The following is a 19,685-nucleotide window of genomic DNA, read 5'->3' on the forward strand; positions in this document are numbered from 1 at the left end:
GACTTAGCTGTCGAGACGCTGGAGCATAATCAATTCCCCGAGCGAGGAGATACCCATGGAGGGTCTGAAAGGCCTTCTCAGGCATGTGCCTGCGTACGTCCTGCTGCAGCGCGTCGTCGGCGCCGACCGCCTGCGGTACCGCTGCATCGAGGAAGTCAAGCCAGGTGAAACCGTCCTGGACATCGGCTGCGGCCCCGCGTACTACTTCCCGCGGCTGGCCCAGCCGCTGAAATACCACGGCTTCGACACAGACGCGCCGTACATCGACTGGGCCAACGAGCACTTCGGCGGTGAGAACGCCGGCTTCCACTGCGGCATCTTCGACGAAGCCGCGGCCGGGTCGCTGCCACCGATCGACGTCGTGCTGCTGCTCGGCCTGCTGCACCACCTGTCGGACGAGCAGTGCACAGATCTGCTCAACCTGGCGGCGAGCGTGCTGAGGCCCGGCGGCCGGGTGGTCAGCGTCGACACCTGCTTCGAGCCGACCCAGGGCCGGATTTCACGGTGGATGTCGGCGAACGACCGCGGCGAGTACGTCCGGGAGCCGCCGGCGTTCGAGAAGCTCGCACTGCAATCCTTCGACCAGGTCGACGGCGAGGTCATCAACGATCTCACCAACATTCCGTCGAGCCACTGGATGATGAGGATGACAGCGCCGAGCAGCCTCTGAACCAATGAAAGGCTCGGCCCGGTCGCGCAGCCGCGTGGCCGGCGTCGGGGCCGCCACCGACAGTTCTTCGGCTCCACCACGTGGTCGGTAGGGCAAGAAGTGGGTGGGCTGTGAGGGACTCGAACCCCCGACCCCCTCGGTGTAAACGAGGTGCTCTAACCAACTGAGCTAACAGCCCGTGTCCGCGGCAAACGAAGCCCCGGACCGTGATGGGCCGGGGTTTGCGCTCCTACGGAGCAAGCGACCTGACCGTATCATCTCAGCCGGGGCGAGGGCGGGTGCCATCCCGGCCCAGTGCAGGAACCCGTCGTGCAAGCCACCCTTCAGGTCGATCTGACCGCAGTGCGGACGTTCCCTTCGATCACGTATCGCAAGCCTTCGACGCTCGTTGACACCGTTAGTAGTCGACGGGTGGATTCTTAACCTTCGGCTGCTGGAACTGACTCCTCCAGGCGCGTTGTCGGCTGGTAGGGTTCACGGCTGTCGGTCGGACGATGACGCACCGGGTGTGCCCGGTCACGGACTCGCTTCGGCCGGCGGTTTTACGGGGCCTGTTCTGTCGGTGAGAGCGAGCGAGACGGGTATGCCCTGAGCCCGGCTCCGTCCAGTTGGGGAGGCGCGTGTCCGTGGGTCGCCGACTGGCTGGCGCCTCCGCTGAACCTGCGGAGCCCGCCGCGCTCTCACGACCTGCCCTCGGACCGGCTCGCCTGCTCGCCCTCGCGTCCGCGATGGCCCTGCCGCTGGTCGCCTCGACCCTCGCGACGGTCGTCGTCCTGGCGCTGGTCGCCTCGACGCCCTCTGCGGTGGTCGCATGGTGAGGAACGGGGCCGATCGGCCGGCGATCAGTACCGGCCCGGCGTTGATGATCCCGGCCGGCTACCCGCGCGATCTGCCGAGCGCGCTGCTGCGCGCCGCCCGCGACTTCGGTACGTCGGGCGTCGTCGAGATCGGCCCGGACGGCCGCGAGACCCGGCTCGACTTCCCGACGTTGCTCGAGCTCGCCGCACGGATCCTGGCCGGCCTCCGGGCGAACGGCGTACGGGCTGGTGATCCCGCCGTCGTGCACTGCACCGAGCCGGTCGGATTCTTCGCCGCGTTCTGGGCCTGCACGCTCGGCGGCATCCGGCCGTTGCTGATGGCACCGGCCGCCGAGGGCGACCGGACCGAGGAGGGCCGCGAGCGGCTCCGCAAGGTCACCGACCTGCTCGGCTGGACCGTGCTGATCGGGCGGCCCTCGGATCTCCCCGACGACCTCGGCCTGCCCGTGCTCGACCCGGACGCATTGGCCGGGCACGAGCCGACCTCGGAGTTCCATCGGCCGGCCGCGGACGACGTCGCAGTACTGATGATGTCGTCCGGGAGCAGTACCGGTACGCCGAAGATCATCCAGCTGACGCATCGCGGACTGGTCGAGTTCGCCGCCGGTACGCCGGCGATGCTCCCGGTTCGCCCCGGGCAGACCACCCTGAACTGGTTGCCGCTCGACCACAGCGGCGCGTTCCTGCTCTACCACCTGCTGCCGGTCTTCGCGGGCTGCACGAATATCCACGTCGCGACCGACTGGGTGCTCGCGAACCCGCTGCGTTGGCTCGACCTGATGGACGCGCATCGGGTCAACCACTCGTGGGCGCCGAACTTCGGGTACCGGCTGGCCACCGCGGCGATCGCGGGCGAGCCGGACCGGCACTGGGACCTGTCGGCGCTGCGCAGTCTGGTGAGTGGCGGCGAGCAGATCACCGTGCCGGTGGTGAGCGAGTTCCTGCGGCTGACGAACCGCTTCGGCGTCGTCCCGGAGACCTTCGTCGCGGCCTGGGGGATGACCGAGACGGTCACCGGGATCACCTTCGCGCGCCCCGGGCTGACGCCGAACGTGCACCGCGTCCGGATCCCACCGACCGGCGTCGTCGAGTGGGTGGACCAGCGGTCGACGGCCGGCAAGGTCGCGGTGGCTCGTCCGGGCAAGTCGCGGGTCGAAGCTCCCGGCGTACTGTCGCTGGTTTCCGTCGGTACGCCGGCGCCCGGAGCGACCGTCCGCATCGTCGGGCCGAACGGCGCCGTACTGCCCGAGGGCCGGATCGGCCAGCTCCAGATCGCGTCCGCGCGGGTCACCCCGGGCTATCTCGGCAACCCCGACGCCGATCGCGCGGCCTTCCCGGCGGGCAACTGGCCGGCCCGCAAGTGGCTGGCGACCGGCGACCAGGCGTTCATCACCGGCGGCCAGGTCGTCATCACCGGCCGGGACTCCGAACGCATCATCCTGAACGGCCAGAACTACTACGCCCACGACATCGAGACGGTCGCCGCCTCGGTCCCCGGCGCCGAACTCGGCCTGGTCGCCGCCTGCGGCCTCGCCGACGCCGCCACCGGCACCGAGCGCCTGCTGATCTTCTTCGCCGTCCCCGAGACGGCAGACCCCACGTCAGGCGTCGCCGACAGCATCCGCGCGGTCCTGCACGACCGCCTCGGCCTCGCCGCCCAGGTCGTCGGCGTCCCCCGCCGCCACTTCCCGACCACCCCCGGCGGCAAGATCCTCCGCCCCCTGCTCAAGCAACGCTTCGTGGACGGCAGTCTCAACGCCCCCACGTCCCCGTACGGCGAACCGCTCCGCGCCAACACCCCGTACGCCGCCCCCGCCGCCCGCACCGGCTCCTTCGACGACGACGCCGAACAAACCACCGAACTGCCAGTAGTCCGCCTAGCCTGGCGCCGCTCCCTGGCCGACTCCATCCCCACCCCACCCCAACGCCCCACCCTAGGCGCCCCCCGCCCCCCAGCCGACCTCCCAGAGTCACCCGCCGACTCCGCGACGGAGCCACCTCTCGACACCGCGACGCCCGAGCCACCTCTCGACACCGCGACGCCCGAGTCACCTTTCGACGCCGGGACCACCGAGTCACCCGCGCTGCCTTCCGACGCCGCGACGACGGAGTCACCGGAGCCGCCCTCCGACGTGTTCACCACCGAGGCCGCCGAGTCGCCTACCGACGCGCTGACCGCCGACGCCTCCAGGCCGACCCAAGCCGACCTCGCCGAGCCGACCGCAGCCGACGATGCGCGTCTAGCCGAGGCGACTCCCGCGCACGAGTCGACAGCCGAGACACCTTCCACCGACCCGGCACCCACCAACTCACCATCCGCCCAACCACTAGCCGACGCCGACCCAGTAAGTGCGCTCGCGGAAGCGGCCGGCGTACCAACCACCGACCTGCCCACCGCCGAACCCGTCGAGAGCCTCGCGACGGACTTTCTCGACCAGGCCAAAGCAGCCGACCACCCGATCAAGGCGATCGCCCCCGAAACCCCCGAAGAGGCCGGTCACCCAACAGACCCCGACCAGCCCTCCGCTCCCGAGCCCACCACCTCGGACCCAGACCAGCACCGCCCCGCCCCACCCGCCCCCGACGCACCAGCAGCCTCCACCGACCTCCGCACCCCCGAGGCCGCCGAGCCGACTGCAGCAGACAACCGCGAGACAGCCGCCGCCGCATCAACCGAGGCAACCAACACCCCCGAGCCAACCACCCCGCCAGTACCTGCTGAACCCGTCGAGTCCACCGAAGGTGCTGAGGATGCCAAGTCTTCGGACGACGACGCCGATGACACCACACCTGTCGAAGGCGGCGAGCCAAGCGGTGTAGCAGAAGCCGACGTAGCCCACCCCGAGCTGACGGCCGAGTCCGCGGAGACGGCCACGTCCGCGGACGCGACTGGGTCCACCGAGATGGCTGAGTCCACGGAGACGCTCGAGCCCGCAAGGACGGCTAAGTCCGCGGACGTGCCTGAGCCCGCAGAGATGCCTGAGTCGGCGCAGACAGCCGATCCTGCGGAGGCTGCTGAACCCAGCGAGCCCGTCGGCACCGCGAGCCTCGCCGTCGAGAACCCTGCTGATGTTGCGGAAGCGACCGGGGTCTCTAGCGGGTCTGAAGCACCGGCCGACGAGGGTCGCGAGTCGCCCGGTGCCGACGAGCCTGCGGGTGGCGCCGAGCCCGGTGAACCCGCCGAGCCGGCGGCAACTGCTGACGAGAGTGGCAGGGCCGACGCCGTCGAGCCTGAGGGTGGCGCCGAGCGCGTCGAACCCGCCGAGTCGGCTGCTGCTGAGACGGCGCGGTCGGCGGCAGTCGCCGACACCACCGAGTCTGAGGGCGCCGAGGTCTCCGAGCGGTCGGAGTCTGAATCAGGCGCTGGGTCTCCAGGATTGGTAGACGTCGAGGCGGTGGAGGGCACCGATGACGGAGTACGGGATGAGTCGGCGGCCGTTGCTGAGGTTGGCGGATCGGCGGAGGTTGCTGACGCCGTAGAGCCTGCTGAACATGACGCTGCCGGGGAGCCGGGCGAGCTGGTTGCGGCTGCGGAGGCCGCCGAGCCAGAAGGCGCCGAGAGTGTCGCGTCCGAAGAAGCCGACGAGAGTGTCGCGTCCGAAGTAGGCGCCGAGAGTGTCGCTTCAGAGGGAAGCGCCGAGCCTGTCGCGGTCGCGGAAAGTACTGCGGGCGTCGAGCCGACTGAAGCCTCCGAGGACGAGCAGGCTCAGTCCACTGACGCCGACCAACCAGCCGCTGCCTTCCAGCTGACAGACGCTGCCGAATCCACCGACGTCACCGGCCCAGCAGACGTTGCCGAATCGACCGACGCAGGCGAGTTCACCCACGCAGCCGCGTCCACCGACAGCGACGAAGCCGAATACGCTGACTCCGGCGAAGAGACAGATCCTGCCGAGTCCGCCGATGCTGGTGAGTCCACCGATGTAGCCGAGTCCACCGACACCGACGAAGCTGCAGATGCTGCCCAGTTCTCCGATACTGGCGAGTCCGTAGACGCAAGCGAGACCGCCGACGTAGCTGATTCCACCGACGCCGACGTAGCCGGGTTCATCGACAACGGGGTGACCGAGTCCGTTGATGCGAGCGAAGAGGCAGATGCTGCCGAGTCCGTTGATGCGAGCGAAGAGGCAGATGCTGCCGAGTCCGCCGATGCTGGTGAGTCCACCGATGTAGCCGAGTCCACCGACACCGGCGAAGAGGCAGATGCTGCCGAATCCACCGACGCTGGCGAAGAGGCGGCTGCCGGCGAGTCCGCAGATGCGACCGAGTCCGCCGGCGTGGCCGAGTCTGTTGGTGCTGGCGACGAGGCAGATGCTGACGAATCCGCGGATGCCGGCGAGTCCACCGATGAAACCGAGTCCACTGACGCTGGTGGATCGGGCAATGGCGTTGAGCTCGAGTCGGCTGAGCAGACAGCGATGGCGAGGGCTGGCGTCCATGGCACCGACCGACCTCCGGTGGGCGACTTTGTGCCTGGCTTGACCAAATCCGGCGCGGAAAATGGTCAACTCGGGCACAAAGTCGCCCCGGCGCCGGCGCCGGCGGCGGGTGCGGGGTCTGCTGGTGGGACGGACGGTGCGGAGTCGGTGTTCGGTGAGCGTGTGCCGGTTGTGGCGTCACCGGGTGCGGATGGTGGGGCTTCGCCTGCCGAGTCTGTGGCCGTCGGGTCTGCGACTGCTGAGGGTGCAGCAGTTGCGCCTGTCGAGGTTGCGGCACTGGCAGCGGATGGTGAGGTTGCTGAGGCTGCTTCCGGTGAAGGTGTGGGGGAGTGGGTTGGAAGGGTAGTCGGTGTCTTCCGGGGGGTGTTGGGGGACGAGGTTGATGAGCGGACCGGGTTGTATGAGCTCGGCGTCGACTCGGTGGCTATGGTTCGGGTGCATACCGGGTTGCAGGAAGTGCTCGGGTTGGAGTTTCCGCGGTCGGTGATGTTCGAGCATGAGTCGATTCTTGCTTTGAGCAACTATCTGGAAGAGCGCGCCGGTGAGTTCCGTAGTACGGCGGCCGCGCATTCCAGCGAACAAGCCGCGCCTCCGCGCACCAAGACGGCGAAGAAGCAAGCAGTAGAGCCGATCGCGATCATCGGGCTCGCCGCGCGGTTCCCCGGTGCCGACACGCTCGAGCAGTTCTGGGACAACCTGGCGGCCGGTGTCGAGAGCATCCGGAGGTTCACCCCGGACGAGGTCACGACGAAGGATGCCTTCGGCAACGATGAGCTCGTTGCGGTGAGCGGCGCGCTGGAAGACGTGGAGTCGTTCGACGCCGAGTTCTTCGGGCTGAGCGATCGCGAGGCCGAGCTGACCGATCCGGCGCAGCGGATCTTCCTCGAGGTCTGCCAGCACGCCCTGGAACACGGCGGTCACGCCGGAGCAGCCGGCCGGATCGGCATCTTCGCCGGTTCCGGCATGAACCTCTACACCCAGCAGAACCAGCCTCCGGACTTCCTCGCGACCCGGGTCGCATACCGCCTCGGTCTCACCGGCCCGGCGATCGGCGTACAGGCTGCTTGGTCGTCCTCGCTGGTCGCGGTTCACCTTGCCTGCCAGGCGTTGCGGTCCGGCGACGCCGACCTCGCGCTTGCCGGCGCGGCCGCAGTACATGTGCCGCAGGCAACGGGTTATCACGCCAGCCCCGAGTCGATCCTGTCGCCGACCGGGCACATCCGCGTGTTCGACGCGGCCGCCGACGGCACGGTCGGTGGCAACGGGGTCGCGGCGGTGCTCCTGAAGCGGCTCGACCAGGCGGTGACCGACGGCGACACCGTCTATGCGGTGATCCGCGGATCCGCGGTCAGCAACGAGAATGACCAGGCCGACCTCGTCGAACGTGCGCTCGAGAAGGCCGGCGTACCGGCCGAATCCCTCAGCTACATCGAGGCCAACGCGACCGGCACCGCCGCAGCCGACGCCAGCGAATTCAAGGCATTGGCCTCCGTACTGCGGAAGCACACCGACGCGACCGGTTTCTGCACGATCGGATCGGTGAAGCCCAACATCGGCCACCTCGACAGCGCCGCGGGCATGGCCGGCCTGATCAAGACCGTGCTGATGTTGCAGCACCGCACGCTCGTCCCGACCATCAACCAGACCAAGGTCGACCCCGACCTCCAGGTCGAGAACAGCCCGTTCGTCATCGGCACCACGACGCGCGACTGGGAAGCCGGTGCGCCGTTGCGCGCCGGCGTCAGCGCGCTCGATGTCGGCGGCACCAGCGCGCACGTGATCCTCGAAGAAGCGCCGAGGCAGGTACGCCGCGGCGACGACGGCCCCGTCGTACTCCCACTCTCAGCTCCCGATGCCGATGCACTCACCGAACTCGTCGAGCTGTTCCGCGCCGACCTCGAACACGGCACCGGACATCGCCTCATCGACCTGGCCAGTACGGCGGCGCTCGGCCGCCCAGCACACCGCCAACGCCTCGCAGTAGCCGGCTCGTCAGAGGAAGAGCTGGCCGAAGCACTCGGTACTGCGCAAGCCGTCGCCGTGCCACGCGGTGGACCCGGCCCACTCGGATTCGCCTTCACCGGCCAGGGCGCCGCGCGTCGCGGAATGGCAGCAGGACTTGCTGCGAGGTTCCCGGTCTTCCGCTCGGTGCTGGACGAGTGCGACAAGGTGTACGCCGAGGAGTTCGGCGGCAGCCTCCTGGAGCTCCTACTCACAACTGCCAGTACTGCGGAAGGCATCTGGCCGACCGAGACCGCGCAACCAGCTCTCTTCGCCTTCGAGGTCGCGCTGGCGAGGCTCTGGCAGTCCTTCGGTGTGCAACCGGCATTGGTGGTCGGGCACAGCGTCGGCGAGTACGCCGCGTTGTGCGTGGCCGGTGCGTTGTCGCTCGCGGACGGCGTACGGCTGACCGCCAAGCGCGGCGAACTCATGCAGCGCGGGACCGTGCCGGGTGCGATGGTGGCGGTCCGGGCCGATGCCGATCGGGTGCGCGAACTGGCGCAGACGTCTGGTGTGGAGATTGCCGCAGGCAACGGTCCGCAGTCGTTCGTGCTCACCGGTACCGAGGTGATCGTCGGGCAGCTGGCCGAGCAGCTCGACCGGCTCGAGGTGTCGTGGCAGCGGCTGGATGTCGATCGGGCGTTCCACAGTTCGCTGGTCGATCCGATCCTGGCCGACTTCGCGAAGGTCGTCGCGGAGATCAAGCTGCGCCCGTTGCGGATGCCGATGGTGTCGAGCTGGTCCGGCGAACTGTTGGAGAGCGGGACTGCGCTCGACAGCGACTACCTGGTCGGTCAGCTGCGCCAGCCGGTGTTGTTCGGCGATGCCGTCGAGGCGTTGACCGCAGCCGGATGCCGTCGATTCCTGGAGCTCGGGCCGGACGCCGTACTGAGCCCGGCCGGTCGCCGGATCGCGCCGAACAGCACCTGGATCCCGGCGCAGCGCCTCGGCCAGGACCCGGTGCTCGCGACGATGAACGGCCTCGCCGAGCTCTACGAGCAGGGCACCGAGATCACTTGGTCGAAGGTCTACCCCAACGCCGGCCGCGTCCCGCTGCCGCTCTACCCGTTCCGCCGCGTCCACCACCCGGTCGACACCACAGCCGCACCGGCCGCTCTCCTCGCGCCGGCCGAAACAACTGCCACACCAGCAGACGCCGGGACTACGGCGCGCCCGGTCATGCGCGCGGAGGGTGGCGACGCGCGCGTCCGCCCGGCACTCAAGAAGATCCCGCTCGACCCGCCAAGCCCCGAGAACACCACCGAACCACCCCACGAGGACCCCGAAGAACACTCTCCCTTCGCCCTCCCTGCCGAAAACACCAACCCGATAGAACTCACCGTCACAGAGCTCGCAACAGCCGCCCAGGCTGAGGCGTCGCCCGCAAACCACGGAGCCGACGCGGATGCGCTCGCCGCGGCGAGCAGCTCGCGCGAGGGCCGCGAGGGCCGCGAGGCCCCGAACGACGCCGAGTCGCCCGCGGCGACCGGCGAGAGGCCGGGAGCGAGCTCCGATCGTGCGGTAGGCGAGCCGGCGAGTGTGGCGGAGCGGTATCGGGAGTCGTTGGAGGTCGTGCTGGATCTGACCGGGGAGCAGTTGGGGCTGGATCCGTACGACGTGACGGTGGATCACACGTTTGCCGAGCTGGGCGCGGATTCGCTGTCGATGCTGCGGGTCGTCGAAGAGGTCGGGCAGCGGTTCGAGGTCGAGCTTGCGGTGAGTGAGCTGTTCGACGAACTCGATACGCCGCACAAGCTCGCCTCGGCTGTTGCCTCGCGCAACGTTCCTGGTGGCGAGGTCGATCCGTTCGATCTGCTCGGACCGGCCGAGCCCGAGCCGTCGGATCCCGTTGAGGTGAAGGATTCCCGGACCGCGCTCGCCGTACTGGGCTCAGGTCTGGCAGAACTGGCCGCGAAGGTTGACGCGGCGGCCGCGGCAACCAGTGAAGCGGATCTGCCTGGTTCCGGCATGGCCGCGTTGATGTCGCAGCAGCTGAGGGTTGCGGGTCAGTTGGTCGACGGCGTCACCAAGCTGATGCACGAACAGCTTGCCCTCCTCAACGAAACGACGGCCCGGCAGACCACGGAACCACAAGCGAAGGCGGACGCAGTACCGGCAGAGCAGGCAGCGCAGAACAAGCAGCCCGCGGACCAAGCGGCAAAGAAGCAGGCAGACGAAGCCCGAGCGGCGACGAAGAAGCAGGCAGACGACGCCCAAGCGGCGAAGAAGCAGGCAGACGACGCCCAAGCAGCGAAGAAGCAGGCGGCGGACGAAGCTCAGGTGGCGAAGGAGAAGTACGTCGCCGACCTGGAGTTCTGGCACGGAGTACTGGCCGGTGCCCAACCTCTGGTGCTGCCCAGCGACCAGCCCCGCCCCGCCGCGCGCCCCGAGGTCGCTTCGGTCGAACTCAACCTCGACGCCTCCCTCGGCGACGCCGTCTTCGCCTTCAGCCGCGACCGCAAGGTCAGCCCGCTAATGACGATGCTCGCCGCCGTTGGCACCGTTCTCGGCCGGTTCGCCGCCCAGGACGACATCACCATTGGTACGGCGGCCCTCCGCGGCGCCGGCGCGCAGAACGCCCGCGCCCTCCCGCTCCGTATCGACCTGTCCGGCGAACCCGACCTCGGCGACCTGGCCCAGCGCGTCCGCGAACTCACCATCGCCGCGTTCGACCACGCCGCCGTCGACCTCGCCGTACTCGAGCAGGACCCGCTCTTCCAGGTCCTCGTCGAGTTCGAGCCCGGCGACGAGGAGCTGGCCCCCGAGCTGGACCTGCGTCTCCGTCTCGCGCACCACTCCGACGGCATCCGCTGCACCGCCGACTACCGCGCCGGCCTGTTCGACAAGGCCACCATCGAGCGCCTGCTGCAGTACCTGGAGGCCGTACTCCGGCGCGCGATCACCGAACCTCGCCTGAGCCTCCCCGAGTTGATGCTCCCGACCGAGCCCGACCGCAAGCTCCTCGCCGAATTCGAAGGCGAGCCGCCCGCAGCAGGACCGATCGGCCGCGTACGCCGGAACGCCGTCGTCGCCGGCGAGCTGAGCGGCCTGCACACCCTGTTCGAGCAGCAGGTCGCCCGTACGCCGGACGCGACCGCAGTGATCCAGGGCGACCGGGAGCTCACGTACGCCGAGCTGAACCGGCGCTCGAACGCAGTCGCTTGGCAACTGGTCGACCTTGGCGTCAAGCCGGGCCAGTTGGTCGCCGTACGAGTGGCTCGTGGTGCCGAGCTTGTTGTCGCCGTACTGGCTGTGCTGAAGTCAGGTGCGGCGTACCTTCCGCTGGACCCCGGCGTACCGGAGTCGCGGTGGGCGTTCATGATCGGCGACTCGGGTGCGGTCGCGCTGGTCGGTGACGATGCGGCGCTCGCTGACCGGCTCGGGCTGCGGCTCGTTCCGGTGGCTGCGGCGGATGGGGATCTGCGGGCGAAGCAGGCGCCGCCGGTGCGGGCCGCGGCTGATGATGTTGCCTACTGCATCTATACGTCGGGATCGACCGGGAATCCCAAGGGTGTGGCGGTTCCGCATCGTGGGCCGGTCAACCTGGTTCGGCACTACTTACGTACGCGGCGGTCGTTGCGAACGTTGCAGTGGACGTCGTTCGGGTTCGACGTACATGTGCAGGAGTTGTTCACCGCGTTGGCGTCCGGGGCGGCGCTCGTGGTGATCGGCGAGGACGACCGGTACGACCCGGACGAAGTGGTTGCCGCGCTCACGAAGTACGAGGTCGAACGGTTGTTCATGACGTTCACCCCGTTGACCGCGTTGCTCGCGACCATGCCGGAGATGCCGAAGTTGCCGGCGCTGCGGGAGATCGTCGCGGGTGGCGAGGCGATGGTGCTGACGCATGGGATCAAGGAGTTCCTGGCGGCGCATCCGGAATGCCTGCTGTTCAACGAATACGGGCCGACCGAGGCTTCGGTGGTGACGACGATCCATCAGGTCGACCCGGCCGAGGACCGGCCGTCGATCGGGCGGCCGATCGACGGTGTGGTGGTTCGGCTGCTGGACGAGGCGCTGCGACCGGTGCCGGTGGGTGCGGTGGGGGAGATCCATCTGGGTGGCGCGGCCGTTGCCCAGGGCTACCTCGGCCGGCCGGACGAGACCGAGGCGGCGTTCGTCAACGACCCGGCGCATCCGGGCGGACGGCTCTACCGCAGCCGCGACCTCGGCCGCTGGCGCGCCGACGGCACCCTCGACTACCTGGGCAGGGTCGACGACCAGGTGAAGATCCGCGGTCACCGGGTCGAGCCGGGCGAGACCGAATACGTGCTCGCCGACCTACCGGGCGTGATCGACGCGGTCGTGGTCGCCAACACCGACCCGGCCGGCGACACCTGCCTGATCGGCTACGTGGTCCTGGAGGACGACGACCCCGCAGTACTGGCCCGCCTCCTCCTCCAACTCACCAAGGAACTCCCGATCTACCTGGTCCCCGCAGACCTCATCCCCATCGACGAGCTCCCCCTGGACGCCAGCGGCAAACTAGACCGCCCCCGCCTCCCAGACCCCGAATGGCTCAAGAACTAACCGCCCCACCCCGCCCATCCCGCACCTCGCGCCGTCAGCGCCCCGCACCCGCGCCGCACCAGTGCCCCGCCCGACGGCGGGAAATCAGTAAACTTTGCAAGGAAGGGCAGGGGGGCAGCACCCAGGCGCCTCGCTCAAGGTCTGAGACCCGGGGTAGGCGTATACCCCAGGACGTCGGTTCTGCACCGTGGACGGGGGTGTTTGTCCGGTGGCTGCCCTCCCGCAGCTACCGGCCCACCGTCCGCGGTGCAGAACCCGCGTCGATCCTCATCCCTCCCGAGGATCGATCGCACTCCCGGCCCGCCGGCGGAGCAGCGCGAAGGCGCTGATCACGCAGATGAGCAGGGAATAACAGGCCCAGACGGGTCCGACGTTGCCGAGCTCCGGACCGTTCCCCAACGATCCGAGCGCAACGACGACGGTGACCACGCCCAGCGCGATCAGTGGGCCCGTCCAGCCCAGCACGCCCATCCGCAGTGGTTCCTCGATCTCGGAGTCGTCCGAGGCCGCGGCAGCGGAGATGGCACGGCCCCGGAGGGCCTCGTGCAGGGCTGCGACGCCGCAGGACGCGGCGACGTTCAGCAGCAGCAGGCGGCCCGCAACGTCCTCGATCGCCGCTCCGCCCGGTCCGACGGTGCCGTAGATGACGGCGTACACGTCGACGGGAACGGTAGCGACGGCCGCGACGGCGACCACCAGCTGGAAGAAACGCGGCCGGCGCACAGCGGCGCGCAAACGGCCGTTACCGGTCGTGGTCAAGACGACCAGACCGGTGAAGAAAAGGGCGAAGATCAGAAGTACAACGACGTCCATCTGGACCTGTCCCTACGGTCGTGCGTTGCCCGCGACAACGCTGGTGGACGTGCGGTAGTTCGATTCGGTTGTCCGCGTGGGCGGCGGAGAGTCACCTCTCCGCCACCCACGCGCACGGTCAATCCCTGGCATGCAGGCCCCCCTGATTGCCCTCTGGATGACGTGCCCCCACCCCATCCATCCGTTGCATCGCGTGGGCAGGGCCGTTCGTTACAAGGTTTTCGGCAATTGAGTAAAAACTGCACAAAATTGCTCGGGAGACCCCTTTCCGCACGGATCGAATGTGTGCGAGAGGTCGCTCACCGTGTCATCACGGTGACGATGGCGCCAACTGCCGCTGAACGCTAGCCGGGCGCATCCACCGTGGTTGGTTGCCCCAACCTGGGATCGTTGCCGGATTCCGGTCCTGAGGAGGTCCGTATGTCGGATTGTCCGGCAGAAGACGACGACTGCCCGCCGGCGGCCATCGGACCGAGCGCGTCCCAGCCGAGCCGTGCGGCGCCGATCAAGCCGGCGTTGTCGAGCTGGGCCGGTTCGACCCGCAGCTCGGCGACGAACGGCAGCTGGGCCAGCCGCTTCACCCAGCGCTGAACCGGGTCGAACAACACCGGCCCGGCCTTCGCGACCCCGCCACCGATCACCACCGTGGTCAGGTCGACGATGACCGCCGTCGCGACGATGCCCGCGGCAAGCGCCTGCCCGCCGTCGTCGAAGATCCGCAGCGCGATCTCGTCCCCGGCGGCGGCGTCGGCGGACAGCACGGCCGCGTCGACGTCCTCGTCCACCCGCCAGCCGCGCCGCTTCGCCCGGGCCACCATTCGCGGCCCGCTCGCGTACGTCTCCACGCACCCATAAGAGCCACACGCACACGCTTCGCCGTCGAGGTCCACCACCATGTGACCGAGGTGTGCCGCGTTGCCGGACTGGCCGAGCAGCGGCTTCCCGTCGAGCACCAGCCCGGCCCCGACGCCGGTCGAGACGACGATCCCGAGCATGCTGTCGGCGTTCCGCCCGGCCCCGGTCCAGAATTCACCGAGCGCGAAGCAGTGTCCGTCGACCCCGAGCTTGACCGGTACGCCGCCCGCCAGCTCCCGGACGCGGTCGACGAGCGGGAAGTTGCGCCAGCCGGCGATGTTCACCGGCGAGACCAGACCGTGCTGCTGATCCAACGGCCCCGCCGACCCGATCCCCACGGCCGCCGGGGTGGCGTCGGCGCGGACCCGGGCGATCAGCTCGCCGAGCGCAGCGAACACCTGGTCGGCATCACCGGACGGCGTCGCGATCCGGTCCTTGCGGAGGATCCGGCCGTCGGCGGAGACGAGCGCGGCGGCCATCTTGGTGCCGCCGATGTCGATGCCGAGCACGGTCACTGCCTCGTCGCTCATGGTCCCCCCGTCAGTACCGGAACTGGAAATGGTCGGGCCCCATCCGCGCGCTGTCGGCCGCCGGGTCGGGTGCGGGCACGCGGGCGATCTGCACAGTCACGGTGATGGAGCTCCGTCGAGAGCGGCGGTCAGGTCGGGAGACAACGTTATCCGTAACCGGGTCATTCGGCGAGAGGTAACCTCGGCCAATCACCGATAAAGCCGCAGGTGAGCGCCTCGGTTTTGCCTTGACAAACCCTGACAACGATAGCCTCGGAGCCAGCTTCGAGGGCGCCCTTCTAGCTGTCCGTGACCGCTCGGCAGCTGGACCCGGCTGGCGGCGGCGGGGTGGGCAGGAGAGGGTGTGGGAATGAGCGAACAGTTGAGGACCTCGCCCGCCCAGTCGTCCGAGGCACTGGCGCGCGATGCCGCCGGCGCGCTGATCGTCGGGTTCAACGGCACGACCGCCCCGGACCAGCTTCTCCGGGCCGTCGCGGACGGGCTCGGCGCCGTGATCTTGTTCACCCGCAACGTCGTCGACGCCGAGCAGGTCTCCGCCCTGACCGCTTCACTGCGCGCCGAGCGCCCCGACGTACTGATTGCCATCGATCACGAAGGCGGCGAGTTCAGCCACCTCGCTCCGGCGAATCCGTGGCCGCTCGCGTCGCCGCGTTCGCTCGGCGAACTCGACGACCTCGACCTGACCCGTGCTTCGGCCCGTGACGCGGCAGCCACGCTGGCTTCCCTCGGCATCGACCTGATGCTCGCTCCGTCCGTCGACGTGAACAGCAACCCGGCCAACCCGGTGATCTCGACCCGTTCCTTCGGTACGACGGCAGCGGTCGTCGCCCGGCACGGTGTCGCCTTCCTCGAGGGTGTCCGCGAGGCCGGGATCGCCGGCTGCCCGAAGCACTTCCCGGGTCACGGCGACGTCGCCATCGACTCGCATCTCGCGCTGCCCCGGGTGGACCGCTCGATCGACGAGGTGACCGCGGTCGAACTGGCCCCGTTCAAGGCGACCATCGACGCCGGCGCCGACGTGATCATGAGCGCGCACATCGTCTTCTCGGCGTACGACGACCAGCCGGCCACCCTGTCCCGCCGGATCCTGCACGGGCTGCTTCGCGAGGAGCTCGGCTTCACCGGCGTGATCACCACCGATGCGCTGGAGATGCAGGCGATCACCGCGACCCGGTCGATCGAGGATGCCGCTGTCGCCTCGATCCGGGCCGGTGCCGACCTCGCGATGATCGCGATCGGCGAGGCGGATCCGCAAGCCCTGACCGCGCGCCTGATCGATGCCGTCGGCAACGGAACCCTCGACCCGGCGCGGCTCGCCGAGGCCGCCGGACGAGTGCGCTCCCTCGCCGCATCGCTTGCCACCCGCGACCGGGGTGCCGGACTCGATGGAGCCCCGGTGCGCGAGGTGGCGGCGCGGATCGTTGCCCGCCAGGAGTTCCCGGCGCTCGGCGGTTCGCCGTACGTCGTCGATCTCACCCAGGGACTGCATCCCGCCTGGAACCCCTACTTCAGCGGCCTCCCCGAGGTCTTCATCCGAATCGCTCCCGACTCCGACGGCGTCGTCCTCCGCGGCGAAGACACCGCCGCCCTCGCCGAAGCCCAGAACGCCGCCATCGGCCGCCCCCTGGTCGTCGCCCTCCAAGACGCAGTCCGTACGCCGTGGATGCGCGCCGCCCTCGACCACCTTCTCCAAAGCCACGAAGGCGACGTCTTCGTCCTCTGCACCGGCATCCCCGAAGACCGCGCCCTGGTCCCCGCCGCAGTCCCCACCGCCGTCACCTACGGCCGCAACCTCGTAGTCCTCGAACAAGTAGCCAAGTCCCTAACCCGCCACCCCTGACTGGAAACAAGCTGCTCGCAGACGCAAACCTCTTTCCACCAACGCGTCGAAGCGAGCAGCCTGTCGATCTGGGCGCCCGCGTGCGCTCAGGGGTGGGGTTTGAGGTCTAGGTCCAGGGCGTGGGTTTCTACGTAGTTGAGGGCGTGGCGGACTGCGCCTACGCCGACGATCGCGTCGCCGAGGGATGAGGTGGTGACGCGGGGTGGGGTGGGGGTGAAGGTGGCCAGGTCTTGTTCGATCTGGGGGAGGAGGGAGTGGGCAGCGGAGGCGACGGCGCCGCCGATGACTACCAGGGCCGGGTTGAAGATGATGCCGAGGGTGGCGACCACGCGGGCGGTACGGGTGGCGACCTGGTCAAGGATGCCTTGGGCAACTTTGTCGCCGGAGGCCGCGGCGGTGAAGACGTGTTCGGCGGTGATCGGGCCGGGGAGGTCGCGCAGGCAGGTCGTGGCCGATGAGGCGACGGCGGAAATGCCTTGTTCGCGGGCGATCCGGGCGATGCCATGGGTGTCGCCGACGCCTTCGACGAGTTTGAGGTAGACCATCTCGCCGGCGCCACCGCGGCTGCCGTGCAACAACCGGCCGGAGTCCATCAAGCCGGAACCGAAACGCTCACCGGCCAGCAGTACGACGAGGTCGTCGACCCCGCGTGCCTCGCCTCGCCAGTGTTCACCGAGCGCCGCGAGGTTCGCATCGTTCTCCAGCAGCACCGGCCAGCCGTGCAGCGACGTCAACCGGGTGGTCAGCCCGCTGTCGAACTGCCGCCAGAACTCGTCGTCGACCAGGATGTTCCCGTCGCGATCCACCGGTGCCGCGACCCCGACGCCCGCCGCCAGCACCGACGAGTCCGTGATGCCCGCGGCGTCCAGAGCCTCGACCACTGCCTCGTGCACATGGGCCGTCCGCTCGGCGGGGGAGGTCGACGACTGGAACGACCGCCCGGCCTTCGCCACCGTGTCGCCGCGCAGGTCCGCGAGCAAGACCGTCGTCTTCGACGCGCCCACGTCGATGCCGAGCACATAGCCCGCCTGGCTGTTGAACTCGAACCGCCGCGACGGTCGCCCCACCAGGCTGTCGTCGCGGCCGGGGTCGAGTTCGACCACCCAGCCCATCGCGATCAGGTCGTTGCAGACGGCATGCACCGTCGCGCGGGTCAGGCCGGTCGCCTCGATCAGGCCGGTTCCTGTCATCACGCCCGCGCTGGACAGGACGCCGAGTAGTTTCCCCGCATTGACCCTGCGTAACAGCGGCGGAGTGGCCGCCGGCGTCGTCGTCATGTTCCCCCTTGACCTCCTCACAACAGCACGCGCACAATACTGCAGACTCTAAATTTAGAGTCTATATAAATCAACCGGCAAACCGCCCGCAACGTGCCGGACACACGAAGTCCCGGAAACACCAACCCCGGAACCCGACCTCCGGGAACCCGACCCCGGAACCCGAATCGAGTGAGGCGCTCTTGACCAGCACAGATCAGGTGATCCCTGCCCGCGACTCGTCGGACCCCGACTGGTGGCGGCAGGCCGTCGTCTACCAGATCTATCCGCGCAGCTTCGCCGACTCCAACGCTGACGGCGTGGGAGACCTGCAGGGCATCATCAGCCGCGTCCCGTACCTGACGGAGCTCGGCATCGACGCCGTCTGGCTGAGCCCGTTCTACCCCTCGGCACTGGCCGACGGTGGGTACGACGTGGACGACTACCGCAACGTGGATCCGCGGCTCGGCACCCTCGACGACTTCGACGAACTGGTCCGGGCGTTGCACGGCAGCGGGATCAAGCTGATCGTCGACATCGTCCCCAACCACACCTCGAACCAGCACGAATGGTTCCAGGAAGCACTCGCCGCCCCCAAGAACTCACCCGCCCGGGACCGCTACATCTTCCGTGACGGTGAAGTGGACGGGCCGCCGTCGGATTGGGATTCGGTGTTCGGGGGGTCGGCTTGGGCTGAGGTGGGGGACGGGCAGTGGTATCTGCACCTGTTCGCCGCCGAGCAGCCGGATCTCAACTGGAACAACGCCGAGGTCCGCGAGGACTTCCTCACGACGCTCAGGTTCTGGTCGGACCGCGGGGTCGACGGGTTCCGGGTCGACGTCGCACACGCGCTCATCAAGGACCTCACCGAGCCGCTGCCGTCCAAGACCACCCTGCCGCGCCAGTCGGAGTCCAACGGCCGGCACCCGCTCTGGGACCGCGAAGAGGTCCACGACATCTACACCGAATGGCGCAAGGTCCTCAACGAATACGACCCGCCCCGGTCAGCAGTCGCCGAAGCATTCGTCCCAGCCGCCCGCCGCGCAAAGTACGCGAGTGCCGACGGCCTGGGCCAGGCGTTCAACTTCGACCTCCTGCAAGCGGACTGGGACTACGCCAAGTTCCGCAAGGTGATCGAGGAGAACCTCGCCCTCGCCGAGCAGAACGGATCCTCCAGCACTTGGGTCTTCTCCAACCACGACGTCGTCCGCCACGCGACGCGGTACGGGCTGCCCAAGGATCCCGAAGGCGCTTGGCAGGACGGCAAGGCGTGGCTGCTCAGCAACGGCACCGAGCCCACAGTCGACGTAGTACAAGGGCTGCGGCGCGCGCGAGCCGCCGTGCTCCTGATGCTCGCCCTTCCCGGCTCGGCGTACTTGTACCAAGGTGAAGAGCTCGGTCTGCAAGAGGTCGGCGAGCTTCCCGCAGCCAGCCTCCAGGACCCCGCGTACTTCCGTTCGAAGGGTGCCGAGAAGGGCCGCGACGGCTGCCGCGTACCGCTGCCGTGGACGATCGGCGGCCTGTCCTTCGGCTTCGGCGCCGGCGGATCGCATCTTCTCCAGCCGACCTGGTTCGGTCAGTACTCCGTCGAGGCGCAGGCCGGCGACCCGGGCTCGACGCTCAGCCTCTACCGCAAGGCCCTCGCCGTACGCCGTGGCCTGCAGACCAGCGAGGGCCTCGAATGGGTCGACGGCGTCGAGTGGGGCCTGCATTTCAAGCGCCCCGGCGGCTGGCAATCGGTCACCAACTTCGGCGCCGCCCCGATCGAGCTCCCCGACGGCGCGGTCGTCCTGTCCAGCGGCCCCCTGGAAGGAGCAAAGCTCCCCACCGACACCACTGCTTGGCTGATCTAGCCCGTACTGCGGTACGCCAGGTTGGGCGCCTGGGTAGGGCCGTCGCGCGGCTCTACCCAGGCGGAACGGCCGGTACGCCG

At 69.0% G+C, this 19,685-nt stretch carries 8 protein-coding genes and 1 tRNA gene; 5 read left to right on the forward strand and 4 right to left on the reverse strand.

The features are described 5' to 3' along the window. Nucleotides 1–55 precede the first annotated feature (55 nt). A complete protein-coding gene (locus ABZ004_RS01735) occupies nt 56–670 on the forward strand; it encodes a class I SAM-dependent methyltransferase (RefSeq protein WP_355677842.1) in 615 nt (204 codons plus the stop codon). 104 nt (nt 671–774) lie between these two features. Here the strand turns inward: ABZ004_RS01735 and ABZ004_RS01740 are convergent. Continuing rightward, nucleotides 775–848: transfer RNA gene (locus tag ABZ004_RS01740), tRNA-Val, on the reverse strand. A gap of 448 nt (nt 849–1,296) precedes the next feature. Between ABZ004_RS01740 and ABZ004_RS01745 the strand changes: the two genes are divergently transcribed. Next, a complete protein-coding gene (locus ABZ004_RS01745; protein ID WP_355677843.1) occupies nt 1,297–1,488 on the forward strand; it encodes a hypothetical protein in 192 nt (63 codons plus the stop codon). Then, nucleotides 1,482–12,458, forward strand: a complete 10,977-nt coding sequence (locus tag ABZ004_RS01750; RefSeq protein ID WP_355677844.1) for an amino acid adenylation domain-containing protein — start codon at nt 1,482–1,484, stop codon at nt 12,456–12,458. The genes ABZ004_RS01745 and ABZ004_RS01750 overlap by 7 nt, the downstream gene beginning before the upstream one ends. Nucleotides 12,459–12,725: 267 nt before the next feature. Here the strand turns inward: ABZ004_RS01750 and ABZ004_RS01755 are convergent, their stop codons facing one another. Continuing rightward, the gene (locus tag ABZ004_RS01755) at nt 12,726–13,271 is read right to left on the reverse strand and encodes a hypothetical protein (protein WP_355677845.1); all 546 of its coding nucleotides are present in this window, start codon (nt 13,269–13,271) and stop codon (nt 12,726–12,728) included. Between the two features lie 344 nt (nt 13,272–13,615). After that, entirely contained in the window at nt 13,616–14,656 is a 1,041-nt protein-coding gene (locus ABZ004_RS01760; protein WP_355677846.1) for an ROK family protein, read from the reverse strand. Nucleotides 14,657–15,005: 349 nt separating this feature from the next. Between ABZ004_RS01760 and nagZ the strand changes: the two genes are divergently transcribed. After that, entirely contained in the window at nt 15,006–16,496 is a 1,491-nt protein-coding gene (gene nagZ, locus ABZ004_RS01765; RefSeq protein ID WP_355677847.1) for a beta-N-acetylhexosaminidase, read from the forward strand. Between the two features lie 86 nt (nt 16,497–16,582). Here nagZ and ABZ004_RS01770 read toward each other — a convergent pair whose 3' ends face one another. Further along, a complete protein-coding gene (locus tag ABZ004_RS01770) occupies nt 16,583–17,773 on the reverse strand; it encodes an ROK family transcriptional regulator (RefSeq protein ID WP_355677848.1) in 1,191 nt (396 codons plus the stop codon). 182 nt (nt 17,774–17,955) lie between these two features. Here ABZ004_RS01770 and ABZ004_RS01775 point away from each other — a divergent pair, with 182 nt between their 5' ends. Continuing rightward, nucleotides 17,956–19,605, forward strand: coding sequence for a glycoside hydrolase family 13 protein (locus ABZ004_RS01775; RefSeq protein WP_355677849.1), 1,650 nt, complete (start codon nt 17,956–17,958; stop codon nt 19,603–19,605). Nucleotides 19,606–19,685 lie beyond the last annotated feature (80 nt).

Origin of the sequence: Kribbella sp. NPDC006257, assembly GCF_040613535.1 — a bacterium.
Lineage (GTDB): Bacteria > Actinomycetota > Actinomycetes > Propionibacteriales > Kribbellaceae > Kribbella.

Excerpts from the sequence above, each read along its gene's own strand:
- ABZ004_RS01735 (WP_355677842.1), top strand. The coding sequence starts at position 56 with ATGGAGGGTCTGAAAGGCCTTCTCAGGCATGTGCCTGCGTACGTCCTG.
- ABZ004_RS01750 (WP_355677844.1), top strand. The coding sequence starts at position 1,482 with ATGGTGAGGAACGGGGCCGATCGGCCGGCGATCAGTACCGGCCCGGCG.
- ABZ004_RS01755 (WP_355677845.1), bottom strand. The coding sequence starts at position 13,271 with ATGGACGTCGTTGTACTTCTGATCTTCGCCCTTTTCTTCACCGGTCTG.
- ABZ004_RS01760 (WP_355677846.1), bottom strand. The coding sequence starts at position 14,656 with ATGAGCGACGAGGCAGTGACCGTGCTCGGCATCGACATCGGCGGCACC.
- nagZ (WP_355677847.1), top strand. The coding sequence starts at position 15,006 with ATGAGCGAACAGTTGAGGACCTCGCCCGCCCAGTCGTCCGAGGCACTG.
- ABZ004_RS01770 (WP_355677848.1), bottom strand. The coding sequence starts at position 17,773 with ATGACGACGACGCCGGCGGCCACTCCGCCGCTGTTACGCAGGGTCAAT.